This window comes from Rhizobium cerradonense, assembly GCF_030182455.1.
GTDB lineage: Bacteria > Pseudomonadota > Alphaproteobacteria > Rhizobiales > Rhizobiaceae > Rhizobium.
Genome location: NZ_JAQJCK010000013.1, coordinates 60,835 through 76,976, shown reverse-complemented (window position 1 = coordinate 76,976; position 16,142 = coordinate 60,835). Strand labels below are relative to the sequence as shown.

Here is a 16,142-nt window from a genome sequence, read left to right as displayed (position 1 = left end):
CCCGATCGTGCCGTGTGCAGCAATCTTGGTAGCAATCACATCACTATAACGCGTGTCCCGACTTTTACACGATCGTAGAGGTCGATCACGTCTTCATTGCGCAGACGGATGCAGCCGGATGACACGGCATTGCCGATCGTCCAGGGCGCGTTGGTGCCGTGGATGCGATAGAGGGTCGAGCCGAGATACATGGCGCGGGCGCCGAGCGGATTGGCTTCGCCGCCTTCCATATGGGCCGGCAGATAATGGCCCTTTGCGGCTTCGCGCGCCAACATTTCCGATGGCGGCGTCCAATCGGGCCATTCCTGCTTGCGGGTGATGGTATGGGCACCGGCCCATTCGAAGCCGGGTTTGCCAACGCCGACGCCGTAGCGCCGCGCCTTGCCGCCGTCCATCACCAGATAGAGGAAGCGATCATTGGTGTCGATGACGACGGTGCCCGACCTTTCCTTGGTCGGGTAGTCGACGATCTGCGGCAGGAACTGCGGGTCGATCTGGCCGCGGACCGCCGGATATTGCGGCCGCACGACTGCGACTTGCTGCACGACGGGACGCGAAAACAGTCCGCGCGGCTGGATCACCCGCCGTACCTGCGGATTGACGGCCTGGTCCTCCGCAGGATTGTTCATGGGATTGACGGCCTGGCGCACCATGCGGCGAGAGGGATAGACCGCCGGCTGCACATCGGCACCGCCGAGCTGCATCACCCAAGGGGCGGTCAGATCAGGGCTGACGATGACAGGCGGGCGCGACTGGTAACGGTCGTCGGCGAAAGCGCCGGAGGCGAGCAGGCTCAAAGCGCCGGCGGCAAATAAAATGCATTGTTTCATCATCGGACAAACTCTCTACAAACGGGCCGAGGATGGGCGTAATTGCGCCCGGTCAGGAACATGGTGCCACTTGCGCGCCAGCGAATGGTAAACATCTATTCATCAAAATGCCGCGAAGCCGATAAACCTTTGTCAGGGTTACCGCTTGGTTTGGAAAGACGGTTTGCAAGTGGTAAACCGTGAATCGGGATGACTTGCCTTCGAATCGTTCTCTCGATCTTAAGTATTTGATTGGCATGATCTTATCCGAGAGCTGCCCGCCAGTTTTCGGGATCGGGTTCTGAAATAGGGGACGAACTGCAACAATGGCCGGAACAGGCATCATCACCGGTGAGGATGGCAAGGACCGTTGCTTCTGGCACGGCAATCTGCCGGAGTATCAGCGTTATCATGATCAGGAATGGGGCCGGCCCGTCATCGACGACATCAGGCTTTTCGAAAAGATCTGCCTGGAGGGGTTTCAATCCGGCCTGTCATGGCTGACGATCCTGCGCAAGCGCGAGAATTTCCGCGCCGCATTTGCCGGTTTCGATTTCGAGAAGGTGGCCGATTTCGGTGAGGCCGATATCGAACGCTGCCTCGGCGATGCCGGCATCATTCGCCATCGCGGCAAGATCGTCTCCACCATCAACAACGCCCGCCGTGCGATTGAGCTGCGCCAGGAATTCGGCTCGCTCGCCCGATATTTCTGGAGCCACGAGCCATCAGCCGAAGAGCGGCCGGCCTTCGTCGATTATCCGACCCTCGTCGCCAATCCGACGACGCCGGTGTCGGTGCGCATCTCGAAGGATCTGAAGAAACGCGGCTGGACTTTCGTCGGCCCCACCACAGTCTATGCCTTCATGCAGGCCATGGGCCTTGTCAACGATCACATCGAAGGCTGCTATTGCCGGAAAGAGGTGGAGGCGATGCGCAGTGCATTGGTACGGCCATGAAACGCGTGATGCTTGCCTTTTCCTTGCTCGCGTTCGCCCTGCTCGGCGGTCAAGCCGCTTATGCGCAGGATACTCAGGACGATGACAGCACCCAGGGCGCTGAGCAGACACCGCTTCCGCAACTCGATCGCGGCGAAACCGTGGAAAAGCTCGGTTTCCCTGCCGTCGTGGAGAAATTGACGGGCTGGACGAAGTTTGGCAAAGGTAAGGTCTACACGCTGCCGCTCAAGAAGGGCCAGCACGTCCGCATCACCTTCAGCTCGAAGAGCAAATACGCCTATATGGCGATCTTCGATCTCTCCTCGAATGATGACGAATCCTTCTTCGGCACCGATGAGGATGGCATGGTCGCCGATGTTACCGTCAACGAGGACACGACCTGGCTGATCAAGCCCTATTACTCCCGCGTTACCCGCCGCCGCGGCCTCGGCGCACCCTACGAAATCCTCATCGATCCCAACCCGCCGGCCACACAACAATCGAACAAGCCGGCTGATCAGGCGCCCGTGTTGTTTCCACCGAAGGCAAAATAAGGGGTGGTGAAGGATGATTAGGACAGCCCCTCGATCACTCCATGTAATTCCCCAAGATGTCCGATCTTCCGAAATCTCGGCGCCTCGGTCGGTTCGTCGATGTGTTCGAAGGCCCAGGTAAGTTCGTGCGGCACGAAGACGCCGTAGCTGCCGGCGGCGAGCGCGGGCACGATGTCTGACTTCAGCGAATTGCCGACCATCATCGCCCGCTCCGGCCCGTCACCGACCTTGGAGAAAATACGGCGATAGGTGGAGGCATTCTTGTCGGAGACAATTTCGATGGCATCGAAGAGATCGCCGAGGCCCGATTGCGCAAGCTTGCGCTCCTGATCAAAAAGATCGCCTTTGGTGATCAGCACCAGCAGGTAATTGCCCGTCAGGGCTTCCAATGTCTCCCGCACATTGGGAAGTGTTTCGACGGGATGGGCGAGCAGAATGCGGCCGATGTCGAGAATTTGCGCGATCACTGCCGTCGGCACTTCGCCCTTGGTGATCTCGATCGCCGTCTCGATCATCGACAGCGTGAAACCTTTGATGCCGAAGCCGTAACGGTGCAGGTTGCGCTTTTCGGCTTCCAGCAGTTTTTGGGAAATATTCTCGCTCTCGGCATAGTCGGCAAGCAGTTCGATGAACTGCCGTTCCGTCAGACGATAGAATTGTTCGTTTTGCCAGAGCGTGTCGTCGGCATCGAAGCCGATCGTGGTCAAGGGTCGTTGCGTCATCGAAATTCTTGCTCTTGCCGATTAAATGGATGTGAGAGTCTATCGCGCGTCGAAACGGAGGCAAGAGTGAAGCGCTGGTAACTGCATCGTGATCGGTGCCGGGTATCGCGTTGAAATCGGATTCCGGTGCATTATGTCGATGTTGTCTTGATGACGGCGGCGCCAAGACCGCTCCTCGATGACCTTCTCCGGACCTCCCCAAGGCAGCGCGAATGAGCGGCTGTCATGCCGAGGTCAATAGCCAAGAGACAAGAATTCACCGGCCGGAAGCCGCCTTCCGGCGGATCACAAGGGATTTCTTCAAATGCGTTATAATCAACTCGGCAATACCGGCATGTTCGTCTCAGAACTTTGCCTGGGTACGATGACCTTCGGCGAAGCCAATCCTAACAGCACCTGGGGTGCCATCGCCGATGTCGATCAGGCGACGGCCGATAAGATCGTCGAAAGCTCGCTCGCTGCCGGCGTCAACTTCATCGACACCGCTGATGTCTATTCCGTCGGGAATTCGGAAAAGCTGCTCGGCCAGGCCCTGAAGAATGTCGGCGTGCCGCGCAAGGACGTCATCATCGCCACCAAGGTCTACGGTGTCATGGGTGACATGCCCAACGATCGCGGCGCGTCGCGCGGCCATATCATGGATTCGGTCCAAGCCAGCCTAGAGCGGCTGCAGACCGATCATATCGACCTCTACCAGATCCATGCCACGGATTCGGTGACGCCGATCGATGAGACCTTGCGTGCGCTCGATGATCTCGTTTCTCGCGGATTGGTGCGCTATGTCGGCGTATCCAACTGGCAGGCTTGGCGTATCGCCAAGGCGCTCGGCATTTCCGAACGCCGCGGCTTTGCCCGCTTCGAAACGGTGCAGGCCTATTACTCCATCGCCGGCCGCGATCTTGAGCGCGAAATCGTGCCGCTGATGGCTGAGGAGAAGCTTGGGCTGATGGTCTGGTCGCCGCTTGCCGGCGGTCTTCTTTCCGGAAAATATGGTCCGGGTGCACCCGGCAACGGCGAAGGACGCCGCGCCAGCTTCGACTTCCCGCCCGTCGATAAGGATCGCGCCTGGGCCTGCGTTGCCGCCATGCGCGAAGTGGCCGAAAAACACGGCGCGAGCGTCGCGACCGTGGCACTCGCCTGGATCCTGGCGAAACCCTTCGTCACCAGCATCATCATCGGCGCCAAGCGTCTCGACCAGCTCGACCAGAATCTGGCAGCGGTCAAGCTGAAGCTCGATGCAGACGATCTCGCCAAGCTGGACGAGGTCAGCGCGCTGGCTGCGGAATATCCCGGCTGGATGATCCCCCGCCAAGGCGCCGCCCGCCGGCCGCAGCCTTTTGAACCGAAGGCTTGATATCCTGCGAAGGCCGTGCCGCCCTTCGCGGCGGCCCGGCTGCTATCAAAGCTCGATGACGATCTTGCCGAAGGCACCGCGATCGAGATGATCGAAGGCCTCCGGAACCTCGCCGAAAGCATAGCGGTGGGCGATGACGGGCTTCAGGCCGATGCTGTCCACCGCACGTACGAAATCTTCAAGCGAGCGGCGATGGCCGACGCTGATGCCTTGCACGACGGGAGACTTCAAAAGCAGCGGCGCCGCCGGACCGGAAATGTCGAAGCCCTCCAGAACACCTATGACGGAAATACGGCCATGAGGCGTCACCGCCTTCAGCGACTGAGCGAAGTTCGGTCCGCCGGCGATTTCAATGATATGGTCGATGCCGCGATCGTCGGTAATGCGATAGACCTCCTCCACCCAATCGCTGGTATTGCGGTCGATGCCGTGATGGGCACCGAGCGCCTTTGCCCGTGCCAGCTTCTCCGGCCCTGATGAGGTCACGAACACCTCGGCTCCCTGGGCGGCGGCGATCTGCAGGCCGAACAGCGCCACGCCACCGGTTCCCTGCACCAGCACGCGATCGCCAGGCTTGATCTTGCCGCGTTCCACCAAGGCGAACCATGCCGTCAGACCGGCGCAAGGCAGTGTGCTTGCCTCGGCGTCATTGAGGCTCTTGGGCGCCGAGACGAGCCAGTCCTGCGGCACGGCGATATATTCGGAGAGAACGCCGGGATAGAAGCCGCCAAGCGTCTTATAAGGAGGATTGCGGGCATCGCCGAGCGGCTTGTCGTCGATCCAGCCCGGGTGGAAGGTCGAAATGACACGATCGCCGGTCGAAAATCTGGTGACATCGTCTCCCACCGCTTCGACGACGCCCGTCATGTCGGAAGCCGGCACGAAGGGAAATTGGATCGGCAGGCCCATGCCGGTCTCGCGAACGAGCTTGTCGCGATAGTTCAGCGAAACCGCCTTGACCCGCACGAGGACTTCGCCGCGGGCAGGCGTGGGAACCGCTGTTTCCGTGAGGTTCAAGGGGGCGCCGACGGCGATTGTCTCGAGGGTCCAGCGCTTCATAATCTTCGTCATCATGATCTCCTGTGAGGAATTGGAAGCAATGGAGCCACTATATCGTTGCCTCTTGATCGTCAGTGGCGATATAAATTCCGCTAACTGGTTCCTATGAGGAAGCAATCGTCATGAATGACATGCTCAACGGCATTCCGGAATTCGTGGAGGCAGTCGAAGCCGGCGGCTTTTCGGCGGCGGCGGCGCGCATGAATCTGTCGCGCTCGGCGATCGGCAAGGCCATCGCAAGACTGGAGAGGCGCCTGAACACTCGCCTGTTTCATCGCACCACGCGCATGCAGAGCCTGACAGATGAAGGCCAGGCTTTTTACGAGCGCTGCCGCCGGGCACTGGACGAGATACAGTCGGGCGAGGCCATGCTGGAATCGGGAAAGCGCGAGGTCACGGGGCGCCTGCGCATCTCCATGCCCGTCCTCTTCGGCCGCCGCTGTGCCGCGCCGCTGCTGCTGGAACTAGCCCGCATGCATCCCAAGCTCGAACTGGATCTCTCCTTCAGTGATCGGGTGGTCGATCTCTTTGAGGAGGGGTTCGATCTGGCCATTCGCAACGGCGTGCTGCGCGATGAAGCCGGCCTTGCCGCCCGCAAGGTCGCCCTTCATCGCATGACGCTCTGCGCGTCGCCGGATTATCTTGCCGCAAGAGGCGCGCCGCAGGCCATCGACGACCTCGCCGGCCATGACCTCATCGTCTATGCGAGATCGGGCGAAACGAAGAAATGGACCTTCCTGCAGGAGAACGGCACGGCCGTTGATTATTTTCCCGAAACGCGTCTGCGCTTCGATGATCTGGAGGTCCTTGCCGACGCGGCGGCGTCCGGGATGGGGATCGCGTGGCTGCCTTGCTGGCTGGTGCGTGACTACGTGGCTGCCGGCACGCTCACGCCGGCGCTGAAGAATGTTTCCAGTCGAGCCGTCAATGTCTACGCGGTTTGGCCGCAGGTGCCGCAGCTCTCGTTGAAGATGCGTGCGGTCATAGACCTCCTGGCGGCACGCCTGCCTGATATTATGAATTGAGTGCAGGCGGAAAAATCCGGCCGTTCCAGTCCGCTTGCGGTCAACGATGCCGAAGCTCTGCTTCAGGCTGCTGTTGCAGGATTAGGGCGCGCGCTCCTGCCGAAAATTCTGGCCGACAATGTCGATGGGCTTTGTCGCGTCGATAGCGGCGACAGAAACCCGCCGACGCGTGGGATATGGCTGCTCATACACGCCGAGCTTCGCCACCTCGTTCGCATCCGAGCCGTTTCCGATTGGTTGGATACTGTATTTCGCCGTACGCATCTCGAACAATGAAAGAAGCGGCATAGAGCCGCCTCCACTCTCTGACTTACTTGCCGTACTTGATTGGGCTCAAGGGCCCCCGGCAGCATAGCGAGGCGCCAGTTTGACCGCGCTCAGGATCTCGACGGGAGGATATCTCACGCAATCGGCAACATCGAACGTCACGGTAAACCTGGCCGGCGTTTCCGCAGCCCAGGTCAGCGCTGTTTCGGCCGATGCCATCGGGATTTTCATCGCGATCGTGCAATGAGGTTGCCAATGGTCGGGACGATAATGCTCATCACATAGGATAGGATCGATTTCTCGGTGAACAGCCTCGTGGGCGTGTCGCAAGGCGCTATCATCGACGGGACGCGCCCAAAGTACCAGCACGTCATGCCTGAAGTGCCGGATGCCTGAGAATTCCACGGACATTGCCGGAATCTCGTGAAAAGCCTTGCGAACGGCCTCGCAGAGACGGTCTGGCGAGATATCTTCGTAGATGGCAAAGGTCAGATGCGGAGGATAGTTCAGCCCTTGCATCGACGGCACGGTTTCAAAGGCGCTGGCCTGCCGCCAGAGATCGAGGACAGGCAACGCCGTATTGTTGGTGGATTTCAGGCTGATCGCATAGGGCATGGTTTCCACGTCCGGGTCGTCCGCTCAAATTCCCACGCACACCGCAGTAAGGGGCGCTCAACGATAGATGTCGCGACGGTTGCCGATTTCGACGACTAACACGACCAGCCGGCTATCCTGCAGATCGCAAATGATCCGATAGTCGCCAACCCGATAACGCCAATAGTTTCCGAGTTTTGCACCTTGCAAAGCGTCGCCGACCTGGCGCGGATCGTGCAGGCTCGGAAGACGCTCTTCCAGAAAGTCCCTTATTCTCCTGCGTGTCTTTGGGTCGAGTTTTTCAACGAATTTGCGAGCAGATCGGGCGTACTCAATCGTCCAGACCACGCCAGAACTCCTCGGAGCTTACGATCTCGTCTTCGCCCTTCTTAATCCGCTCCATGGCCCGCTCAGCCAAATACACGTCCTCCAGGTCCTGCAGATGTGCTTCAATCGCCTGCCGGATATAGTAGGTTGCTGTACGACCGGTGCGTTCGGCCAGAGCCTGTAGGCGCTCATAGGTCTCATCTGGCAAACGGATAGCTGTCTGCTTGCTCATTAAAGTTGGTCCCTGTAACAGTCGGGATGCGTGTATCCCAAATATAGATGCTTCAGGTCCGTCTGTCACTGTCAGTTTTGTCAGATGAGAACATACACAATCCTTGCCGCATCCCGCGCTATCCGCTAGTTAACCGCCACTGTTCCCGTACCGGATTATCCTGCAAATGAGCGATAAACAAAAGAAACCGCAGAAGCTCAAGGCCCGCTTGCCGCGTGGCTTTGTCGATCGTTCGGCGAGCGATATTCGCGCCGTCAACGAAATGACCGCCAAGATCCGGGCCGTGTATGAGCATTATGGTTTCGATCCCGTCGAAACGCCGCTGTTCGAATATACCGATGCGCTCGGCAAGTTCCTGCCCGATAGCGATCGTCCGAACGAGGGCGTATTCTCGCTTCAGGATGACGACGAGCAGTGGATGTCGCTGCGCTACGACCTGACGGCGCCGCTCGCCCGTCATGTCGCGGAGAATTTCAACGAAATCCAGCTTCCCTACCGCACCTATCGTGCCGGCTATGTCTTCCGCAACGAGAAGCCAGGCCCGGGCCGCTTCCGCCAGTTCATGCAGTTCGACGCCGATACGGTCGGCGCGCCGGGCGTGCAGGCCGATGCCGAAATGTGCATGATGATGGCCGACACGCTGGAGTCGCTTGGCATTAAGCGCGGCGACTATGTCGTCCGCGTCAACAACCGCAAGGTTCTGGATGGCGTGCTCGAGGCGATCGGTCTCGGCGGCGACGACAAGGCGGGCCAGCGGCTGAACGTGCTGCGCGCCATCGATAAGCTCGACAAGTTCGGGCCGGAAGGTGTTGCGCTGCTGCTCGGGCCGGGCCGCAAGGACGAGTCCGGCGATTTCACCAAGGGTGCCGGGCTGAACGCCGACCAAATCGAGAAGGTGCTCTTCTTCGTCGGTATCAAGGATTATGCCGAAAGTGCCGTCCGGCTTGCTGAGCTTGTCGCCGGCACGTCCAACGGCAGCGAAGGCGTCGAGGAGCTGAACCTGATCGGCTCGCTCGTCACCAGCGCCGGCTATCATTCCGATCGCATCAAGATCGATCCGTCCGTCGTGCGCGGCCTCGAATATTATACCGGCCCGGTCTACGAAGCCGAGCTCCTGTTCGACGTTACCAATGAAAAGGGCGAAAAGGTCGTCTTCGGCTCGGTTGGCGGCGGTGGCCGTTATGACGGACTCGTCTCACGTTTCATGGGGCAGCCGGTTCCGGCCACGGGCTTCTCCATCGGCGTCTCGCGCCTGATGACGGCCTTGAAGAATCTTGGCAAGCTCGGTCAGGACGAGGTGATCGCCCCCGTCCTGGTCACCGTCATGGACGGCGATGTCGAGGCGATGGGCCGCTATCAGCGGATGACGCAGCAATTGCGCGCCGCCGGTATCCGCGCCGAGATGTTTCAGGGCAATTGGAAGAAGTTCGGCAATCAGCTCAAATATGCCGATCGCCGCGGCTGCCCGATCGCCATCATTCAGGGCGGCGACGAGCGCGCGCAAGGTGTCGTGCAACTCAAGGATCTGATCGAGGGCAAGCGCCTCTCCGGCGAGATCGAGGACAATGCGAGCTGGCGCGAGGCCCGCGTCGCGCAGGAAACCGCGCCGGAAGCCGATCTGGTGACCAAGGTGCAGGAGATTTTGGCGGCGCAGGCGGAAGACCGCAAGAGGGCGGCCGGCAATGTCTGAGTGTGCGGCCTTGCCCCTCACCCTAGCCCTCTCCCCGCAGGCGGGGCGAGGGGACGACCTCTTGTGTCGCGCCCTGTCGATCTTCACGAGGTTGAAGGGCGATGGAAGATGCGTCTATTCCCTTCTCCCCGCCGGGGAGAAGGAGGAGGTACTCCCATGCCCCTGATCAACCTCCCAGATTTTGCCGGCGATCTCCTAGCCGAGTTCGGTGCCCGCGGAACGGAGCGGGTGGATACGCCGATCATCCAGCCGGCCGAGCCCTTTCTCGACATGGCGGGCGAAGACCTGCGCCGCCGTATCTTCATGACGGAGAACGAGACCGGTGCCAGCCTCTGCCTGCGTCCCGAATTCACCATTCCTGTCTGCCTGCGTCATATCGAGACCGCGACCGGTACGCCGAAGCGCTATTCCTATCTTGGCGAGATCTTCCGCCAGCGCCGCGAAGGCGGCAATGAATTCTATCAGGCGGGAATAGAAGATCTTGGCGACCGCGATATCGCCGGCGCCGACGCCCGCCTCATCGGTGATGCCATCGGCATTCTCAATCGGCTGGTGCCGGGCAGGGCGCTATCGGTGACGCTCGGCGATCAAGCTGTTTTCGAGGCCGTCGTGCAGGCGCTCGGTCTGCCCTCCGGCTGGCAGAAGCGCCTGGTGCATGCCTTCGGCAATATGACGCAGCTCCAAACGCTGCTGGCACGGCTCGCAAGCCCGCAGCCGGTCACTGGCCTTGATCCGCATGTGTTTGATTTTCTGACGCGCGGCGACGAGCAGGGGCTGGTCAAGCATATCGACAGCACCATGAAGGCGACCGGCTATTCCACCAATGCCAGCCGCTCGCCGCAGGAGATCGCCCGCCGTCTTCGCGAAAAGCTGGTTCTCTCGGAAACGCGGCTCGATGATGCCGCTTTCGGTGTCCTGGAGGAATTCCTGTCGCTCCGCCTGCCGCTCGCCGAGGCATCTTCCGCGCTGGCCGGCTTTGCCGATGCGGCCGGGCTGAAGCTCGGAACTGCGCTTGAGCGTTTCGATGCCCGCGTTGCGGCCCTTGCCAAGGCCGGCGTCAACGCTGCCCAGATCGAGTATCGCGCCGCCTTCGGCCGTCCGCTCGACTATTACACCGGCCTCGTCTTCGAGGTGATGGTGGAAGGATCGCCGGCAGTGCTCGCCGGCGGCGGCCGTTTTGACCGGCTGCTGACACTGCTCGGCGCCAAGGACCACATTCCGGCCGTCGGCTTCGCGCTCTGGCTCGACCGCATCGAAACCGCGAGGGCCGCCTGATGACCATCACCATAGCGCTTCCCTCCAAGGGCCGCATGAAGGACGATTGCTCGGCGGTCTTCGAGCGCGCCGGCATGCCCATCGTCGCCGTCGGCAATGATCGCTCCTATCGCGGCCGTGTCGAAGGCTGGGACGGCGTCGAGATCGCTTTCCTGTCGGCCTCGGAAATCTCGCGCGAGATCGGCAACGGCAGCGTCGATTTCGGCATTACCGGCGAAGATCTCGTGCGCGAAGGCATGGCGGAGGCCGATCGCCGTGTCGAATTCTGCGCAAGGCTTGGTTTTGGTCATGCCGATGTCGTCGTCGCGGTGCCGGATATCTGGCTCGATGTCGATACCATGGCTGATCTCGGCGACGTCGCCGCCGATTTCCGCGCCCGTCATGGTCGCAGGCTGACGGTCGCGACGAAATATTGGCGGCTGACGCAGCAGTTCTTCTCCAGCCAGCACGGCATCCAGCTCTATCGCATCGTCGAAAGCCTCGGCGCCACCGAAGGAGCACCCGCTTCCGGCTCGGCCGACATCATCGTCGACATCACCTCCACCGGCTCGACCTTGCGGGCGAACCATCTGAAGGTTCTGTCTGATGGGATCATCTTGCGCTCCGAGGCCTGCCTCGTCCGGGCGCGCAAGGAAAGCCATGAGAGCGATCCCTTGGTTCAGCGCATCATCGTCGCCGTACGCGGCGCGCTTTGATATTTGCCGATCTGTTTGACGATACAAAAAACCCGCCGGAAATTCCGGCGGGTTTTTGATGCTTGGGAGGCCTTGAGCGATCAGGCGGCTGCGTAGGCGCCGCGGCGTGCGTCGAGCGAATAGGCGCCCGGGCCATTGGTGGCGAGCATGATGTAGGCGCCAGCGAGCGTGACGTTCTTCAGGAAGTTGACGAAGTTCAGGCCGTTGATCCAGCCATTGGCGGCAGCCGGAAAGTCAGGAACGTTGACGGTCGGCAGGTGGAAGACAATGCCGGTGAAGACGCAGAACAGGGCGAGCAGCCAGCCGACGATGCGGATCTGGAAGCCGACGAGAACGCAGACGCCGGTCACGAATTCGAAGGCACCAGCGAGATAGGTGAGAAGCGTGGCGGCAGGCATGCCGGCGCCGGCAATCATGCCTGCGGTGCTTGACGGATCGGCAAGCTTGCCGAAGCCGGCGAAGATAAACATGAAGGCGAGCAGGATGCGCGCCACAAGGATGATGATGTTATTGGTGTTGGACATGACGGTCTCCTGTAAAGGTGGTGAGTGCCGCGAGCGACAATTTCTGAGACCCGTTATTCGCGATTTTAGTGCGATTGGAAAGATAAACAAGTGCGCACGATTAGTTCACAATTGTTGAACAATCTCCCTGCGGTCGACATCTTCCCATATGCTCCATATCGATTATGTTGGCGCGAATTCATTCGCCAAATCATGATTTTCAGAAGGAAGCCCCATGGCCGATCTGTCTTCATTTCCAATTACCAAGCGCTGGCCTGCCAGCAATTCGGATATTATCCAGCTCTACTCACTGCCGACGCCGAACGGCGTCAAGGTATCGATTGCGCTCGAAGAACTTGGCCTTCCCTATGAGCCACATCTGATTTCCTTTAGCACCAACGACCAGAAGTCGCCGGAATTCGTCTCGCTCAATCCCAACGGCCGCATTCCCGCGATCATCGATCCCAACGGCCCTGACGGTAAGCCGATCGGCCTGTTCGAATCGGGTGCCATCCTCGTCTATCTCGCCGAAAAGACAGGTAAGCTGATGCCCCGGGATGCGGCCGGGCGCTATGAAACATTGCAATGGGTGTTCTTCCAGATGGCCGGCATTGGCCCGATGTTCGGACAGTTCGGCCACTTCTTCAAATTCGCCGCCGACAAGGTCGCCAACAACGCCTATCCGGTCGAGCGATATCGTGATGAAAGCAAGCGCCTGTTGAGCGTCTTGGAAAGCCGCCTGCAGGGCCGCCAGTGGATCATGGGCGACGAATATACCATCGCCGACATTGCCACTTTTCCGTGGGTCCGGGGCGTCGATGTCTTTTACGGCGGCCGGGAAGTTCTCGATTTCGCAAGTTTCCCGGCGGTCACGGATTGGCTTGAACGCGCTATCGCTCGCCCGGCGAGCCAACGCGGGCTGAACATCCCGAAACGGGATTGATCGCGAGTATTTCCGCGCAAGATGCAAGGCCGGTCCGAAAGGATCGGCCTTTTGCGTTTAGGATCTACTGCCGGCTCGCCAACTGGCTGCCCGGCTCGAGCTTGAAACGCGGAAACAGGAAGACGCCCACCATGCTGCCGGCGTGTTTTCCTTCCGTGCCGATGGATTCGCCGACGCAGAAGATCGGTTGGCGGTGGCCCCCGACGCCGAGTGCGGTGGTGGAGTAGCAGAAGCTGGACGAGGCGGTTGCTGCCTGCTCGAACAGGTCGAGGATGCGGGCACGGTCATGGGCGTCGTAGCAATGCATCAGGCTCAACAGGCCGCATTCGGACGAAGTCAACCCGTGCAGCATCGTGCCCCATTGACCGAGCTTGATGATGCCGCTCGATAAATCACCGGTCCATCCCTCGGAGACACAGAACTGCGCCAGAAGATCAGGGTCATGTCCACTGAACTCCAATGACCCCGGAGCGAAAGGTGCAGCAAGATTGGCTTTGGCGATCTTGAACAAGATATTCCCCAGCTTGAGGCGCGGGTTCCCCTGCGCGCGCTTCAATCGAATTCCATGCCTTATTGATCAGAGCGTGGCTCCGTATATTGCACAGCTATGGATCGCGAAGGCATCCTCGCTGAACCCATCCCCCCGGGCGTGCTTCCGGATCGTCAATTGAATGCTTCAAGTCACTTCAAGTAATGATTCTACCTGAACTATCTATCCAAAAGGTTATGACGGTGCTTGCCCGCGGATAAGGTGGGCCGAAATCAAGTAAAATTTGTGTGCTCTGCAACAGTCCCCCCGAACGTCATTGCGCTGCGATTTATAGGAGCTTTTATAAAAACGGCAATGGGGCAATTTGCGTAAATTTGCGCAGTTACAAAATCTGTCGAACCTTGCGCGGCGGCAGGTTCATCATAAATGAAAAGGGCGACCCGAGGGCCGCCCTTCGTCAATTCCGGATGCCGGAACGAACAGTCGCAATAAGGCTGACGCCCTATCACATCATGTCCATGCCGCCACTTCAGGCCGCTTGGCGGCCTGAAGCATCAAAGATGCATGGGCGAAGCTTTATGGACATTCCTGTGATCGGGCTGACGCCCTATCACATCATGTCCATGCCGCCCATGCCGCCCATGCCGCCTGGCATGCCAGCCGGAGCGTCCTTCTTCGGCAGCTCGGCGATCATGGCTTCGGTGGTGATCAGCAGCGAAGCAACCGAAGCTGCGTCCTGCAGAGCCGTGCGAACGACCTTGACCGGGTCGACGATGCCCATGGAGATCATGTCGCCATAGACGCCCGTCTGAGCGTTGTAGCCCCAGTTGTCTTCGTTCTTGTCGAGGATCTTGCCGACAACGATGGAGGCTTCATCACCAGCGTTTTCAGCGATCTGGCGGCAAGGAGCCTGCAGAGCACGGCGGATGATGTTGATGCCGGCTTCCTGGTCGTCGTTTTCACCCTTTGCGGTGATCTTGACGGAGGAGCGCAGCAGAGCCGTGCCGCCGCCCGGTACGATGCCTTCCTGAACAGCAGCGCGCGTCGCGTTCAGAGCGTCGTCGATGCGGTCCTTCTTTTCCTTGACTTCGACTTCCGTCGAGCCGCCGACGCGGATGACGGCAACGCCGCCAGCGAGCTTGGCAAGACGTTCCTGCAGCTTTTCGCGGTCGTAGTCGGAGGTGGTTTCTTCGATCTGGGCCTTGATCTGGGCAACGCGGCCTTCGATGTCGGACTTAGCGCCCGAACCGTCGACGATCGTGGTGTTTTCCTTGGAGATCGAAACCTTCTTGGCGCGGCCGAGCATGTCGAGGGTGACAGATTCGAGCTTGATGCCGAGGTCTTCGGAGATGACAGTGCCGCCCGTCAGGATGGCGATGTCTTCCAGCATGGCCTTGCGGCGATCGCCGAAGCCCGGAGCCTTGACGGCAGCGATCTTCAGACCACCGCGCAGCTTGTTGACGACGAGCGTAGCAAGAGCTTCGCCTTCGACGTCTTCAGCGATGATGAGGAGCGGCTTGCCGGTCTGCACGACAGCTTCGAGAACCGGAAGCATGGCCTGCAGGTTCGAGAGCTTCTTCTCGTGCAGGAGGATGAACGCGTCTTCGAGGTCGGCGATCATCTTTTCCGGGTTGGTCACGAAGTAGGGGCTGAGGTAGCCGCGGTCGAACTGCATGCCTTCGACGACTTCGAGTTCGGTTTCGGCGGTCTTGGCTTCTTCAACCGTGATGACGCCTTCGTTGCCGACCTTCTGCATGGCTTCAGCAATATCGAGACCGATCTGCTTTTCGCCGTTTGCGGAGATCGTGCCGACCTGTGCGACTTCTTCCGAGGTGTTGATCTTCTTGGCCTTGGCCTGGAGATCCTTGACGACTTCGGCAACGGCGAGGTCGATGCCGCGCTTCAGGTCCATCGGGTTCATGCCGGCTGCAACGGCCTTGGCGCCTTCGCGAACGATGGCCTGGGCAAGAACGGTTGCGGTCGTCGTGCCGTCGCCGGCGATGTCGTTGGTCTTCGAAGCAACTTCGCGGACCATCTGTGCGCCCATGTTTTCGAACTTGTCTTCGAGTTCGATTTCCTTGGCGACGGTGACGCCGTCCTTGGTGATGCGCGGAGCGCCGAAGGACTTGTCGATAACGACGTTACGACCCTTCGGGCCGAGCGTGACCTTCACTGCGTCAGCGAGGATGTCGACGCCACGAAGCATCTTTTCGCGGGCGCTGCGGCCGAATTTTACTTCTTTAGCTGCCATGTTTGAAACTCCTGAATTCGCGTTGTCCGGGTTTATGGCCCGTCAGCTTTATCGGAAAAGGGGAAATCGGCTGGATTAGCCGATGATGCCCATGATGTCGGCTTCCTTCATGATCAGAAGGTCTTCGCCGTTGAGCTTGACTTCGGTGCCGGACCACTTGCCGAACAGAACGCGATCGCCAACCTTGACGTCGAGTGCTACGACCTTGCCGGATTCATCACGGGCGCCAGAACCGACGGCGACGATTTCGCCTTCCTGCGGCTTTTCCTTGGCGGTGTCCGGAATGATGATGCCACCCTTGGTCTTTTCTTCCGACTCGACGCGACGAACGACGACACGGTCATGAAGGGGGCGGAAATTGGTGCTTGCCATTGTCTAATCCCTCGATCAAATGACATTCACGGATCAGCGGGGGAT

19 protein-coding genes are annotated in these 16,142 nt (G+C 59.8%); 9 read left to right on the top strand and 10 right to left on the bottom strand.

Features of this window, described 5'->3' with window-relative positions; translation table 11 throughout:
• Nucleotides 1-35: 35 nt before the first annotated feature.
• Nucleotides 36-833 (bottom strand): L,D-transpeptidase, encoded by a 798-nt coding sequence (locus PH547_RS24465; protein WP_285169624.1) that lies wholly within the window; start codon nucleotides 831-833, stop codon nucleotides 36-38.
• Nucleotides 834-1,135: 302 nt separating this feature from the next.
• On the opposite strand from PH547_RS24465, the gene PH547_RS24460 reads away from it, so the two are divergent.
• Together PH547_RS24460 and PH547_RS24455 are read left to right on the top strand one after the other, a co-directional pair.
• Complete coding sequence (locus tag PH547_RS24460) at nucleotides 1,136-1,765, top strand: DNA-3-methyladenine glycosylase I (RefSeq protein ID WP_104822108.1); 630 nt, start codon at nucleotides 1,136-1,138, stop codon at nucleotides 1,763-1,765.
• A gap of 8 nt (nucleotides 1,766-1,773) precedes the next feature.
• Nucleotides 1,774-2,298 carry a hypothetical protein gene (locus PH547_RS24455; protein WP_445944976.1) on the top strand — a complete coding sequence of 175 codons (525 nt, stop codon included), beginning with the start codon at nucleotides 1,774-1,776 and terminating at the stop codon, nucleotides 2,296-2,298.
• Between the two features lie 17 nt (nucleotides 2,299-2,315).
• Here PH547_RS24455 and PH547_RS24450 read toward each other — a convergent pair whose 3' ends face one another.
• Nucleotides 2,316-3,020: an HAD family hydrolase gene (locus PH547_RS24450; protein WP_104822110.1), complete on the bottom strand. Its 705-nt coding sequence runs from the start codon at nucleotides 3,018-3,020 to the stop codon at nucleotides 2,316-2,318.
• 304 nt (nucleotides 3,021-3,324) lie between these two features.
• Here PH547_RS24450 and PH547_RS24445 point away from each other — a divergent pair, with 304 nt between their 5' ends.
• Nucleotides 3,325-4,374 carry an aldo/keto reductase gene (locus PH547_RS24445; protein WP_104822111.1) on the top strand — a complete coding sequence of 350 codons (1,050 nt, stop codon included), beginning with the start codon at nucleotides 3,325-3,327 and terminating at the stop codon, nucleotides 4,372-4,374.
• Nucleotides 4,375-4,419: 45 nt separating this feature from the next.
• Here PH547_RS24445 and PH547_RS24440 read toward each other — a convergent pair whose 3' ends face one another.
• Nucleotides 4,420-5,445 carry a zinc-dependent alcohol dehydrogenase family protein gene (locus tag PH547_RS24440; protein ID WP_104822112.1) on the bottom strand — a complete coding sequence of 342 codons (1,026 nt, stop codon included), beginning with the start codon at nucleotides 5,443-5,445 and terminating at the stop codon, nucleotides 4,420-4,422.
• Nucleotides 5,446-5,555: 110 nt separating this feature from the next.
• On the opposite strand from PH547_RS24440, the gene PH547_RS24435 reads away from it, so the two are divergent.
• Both PH547_RS24435 and PH547_RS24430 read left to right on the top strand, forming a co-directional pair.
• A complete protein-coding gene (locus tag PH547_RS24435; RefSeq protein WP_104822113.1) occupies nucleotides 5,556-6,458 on the top strand; it encodes a LysR family transcriptional regulator in 903 nt (300 codons plus the stop codon).
• A complete protein-coding gene (locus tag PH547_RS24430) occupies nucleotides 6,459-6,734 on the top strand; it encodes a LysR substrate-binding domain-containing protein (RefSeq protein WP_104822114.1) in 276 nt (91 codons plus the stop codon).
• A 57-nt stretch (nucleotides 6,735-6,791) separates the two neighbouring features.
• Here PH547_RS24430 and PH547_RS24425 read toward each other — a convergent pair whose 3' ends face one another.
• The 3 genes from PH547_RS24425 to relB are packed head-to-tail and all read right to left on the bottom strand — an operon-like array spanning nucleotide 6,792 to nucleotide 7,878.
• Entirely contained in the window at nucleotides 6,792-7,340 is a 549-nt protein-coding gene (locus PH547_RS24425) for a 2'-5' RNA ligase family protein (RefSeq protein ID WP_104822115.1), read from the bottom strand.
• A 57-nt stretch (nucleotides 7,341-7,397) separates the two neighbouring features.
• Nucleotides 7,398-7,667, bottom strand: coding sequence for a type II toxin-antitoxin system RelE family toxin (locus PH547_RS24420; protein ID WP_104822116.1), 270 nt, complete (start codon nucleotides 7,665-7,667; stop codon nucleotides 7,398-7,400).
• A complete protein-coding gene (gene relB / locus PH547_RS24415) occupies nucleotides 7,651-7,878 on the bottom strand; it encodes a type II toxin-antitoxin system RelB family antitoxin (protein ID WP_104822117.1) in 228 nt (75 codons plus the stop codon). Before relB ends, PH547_RS24420 begins: the two co-directional genes overlap by 17 nt.
• Nucleotides 7,879-8,044: 166 nt before the next feature.
• Here relB and hisS point away from each other — a divergent pair, with 166 nt between their 5' ends.
• From hisS to hisG, 3 genes are all read left to right on the top strand, one after another.
• A complete protein-coding gene (gene hisS, locus PH547_RS24410) occupies nucleotides 8,045-9,568 on the top strand; it encodes a histidine--tRNA ligase (RefSeq protein WP_104822118.1) in 1,524 nt (507 codons plus the stop codon).
• Nucleotides 9,569-9,724: 156 nt separating this feature from the next.
• Nucleotides 9,725-10,843, top strand: a complete 1,119-nt coding sequence (locus PH547_RS24405; RefSeq protein WP_104822119.1) for an ATP phosphoribosyltransferase regulatory subunit — start codon at nucleotides 9,725-9,727, stop codon at nucleotides 10,841-10,843.
• Nucleotides 10,843-11,538, top strand: coding sequence for an ATP phosphoribosyltransferase (gene hisG, locus PH547_RS24400; protein ID WP_104822120.1), 696 nt, complete (start codon nucleotides 10,843-10,845; stop codon nucleotides 11,536-11,538). The genes PH547_RS24405 and hisG overlap by 1 nt, the downstream gene beginning before the upstream one ends.
• Before the next feature lie 80 nt (nucleotides 11,539-11,618).
• Here hisG and PH547_RS24395 read toward each other — a convergent pair whose 3' ends face one another.
• Nucleotides 11,619-12,062 (bottom strand): DoxX family protein, encoded by a 444-nt coding sequence (locus PH547_RS24395; protein ID WP_104822121.1) that lies wholly within the window; start codon nucleotides 12,060-12,062, stop codon nucleotides 11,619-11,621.
• A gap of 214 nt (nucleotides 12,063-12,276) precedes the next feature.
• Between PH547_RS24395 and PH547_RS24390 the strand changes: the two genes are divergently transcribed.
• Nucleotides 12,277-12,984: a glutathione binding-like protein gene (locus PH547_RS24390; RefSeq protein ID WP_104822122.1), complete on the top strand. Its 708-nt coding sequence runs from the start codon at nucleotides 12,277-12,279 to the stop codon at nucleotides 12,982-12,984.
• Between the two features lie 64 nt (nucleotides 12,985-13,048).
• On the opposite strand, the gene PH547_RS24385 is transcribed toward PH547_RS24390, so the two are convergent.
• The 3 genes from PH547_RS24385 to groES form a co-directional block, all read right to left on the bottom strand.
• Entirely contained in the window at nucleotides 13,049-13,495 is a 447-nt protein-coding gene (locus tag PH547_RS24385) for a hypothetical protein (RefSeq protein WP_199773562.1), read from the bottom strand.
• Nucleotides 13,496-14,084: 589 nt separating this feature from the next.
• Nucleotides 14,085-15,725, bottom strand: coding sequence for a chaperonin GroEL (groL, locus tag PH547_RS24380; RefSeq protein ID WP_104822124.1), 1,641 nt, complete (start codon nucleotides 15,723-15,725; stop codon nucleotides 14,085-14,087).
• 75 nt (nucleotides 15,726-15,800) lie between these two features.
• The gene (groES, locus tag PH547_RS24375; protein WP_004109735.1) at nucleotides 15,801-16,097 is read right to left on the bottom strand and encodes a co-chaperone GroES; all 297 of its coding nucleotides are present in this window, start codon (nucleotides 16,095-16,097) and stop codon (nucleotides 15,801-15,803) included.
• Nucleotides 16,098-16,142 lie beyond the last annotated feature (45 nt).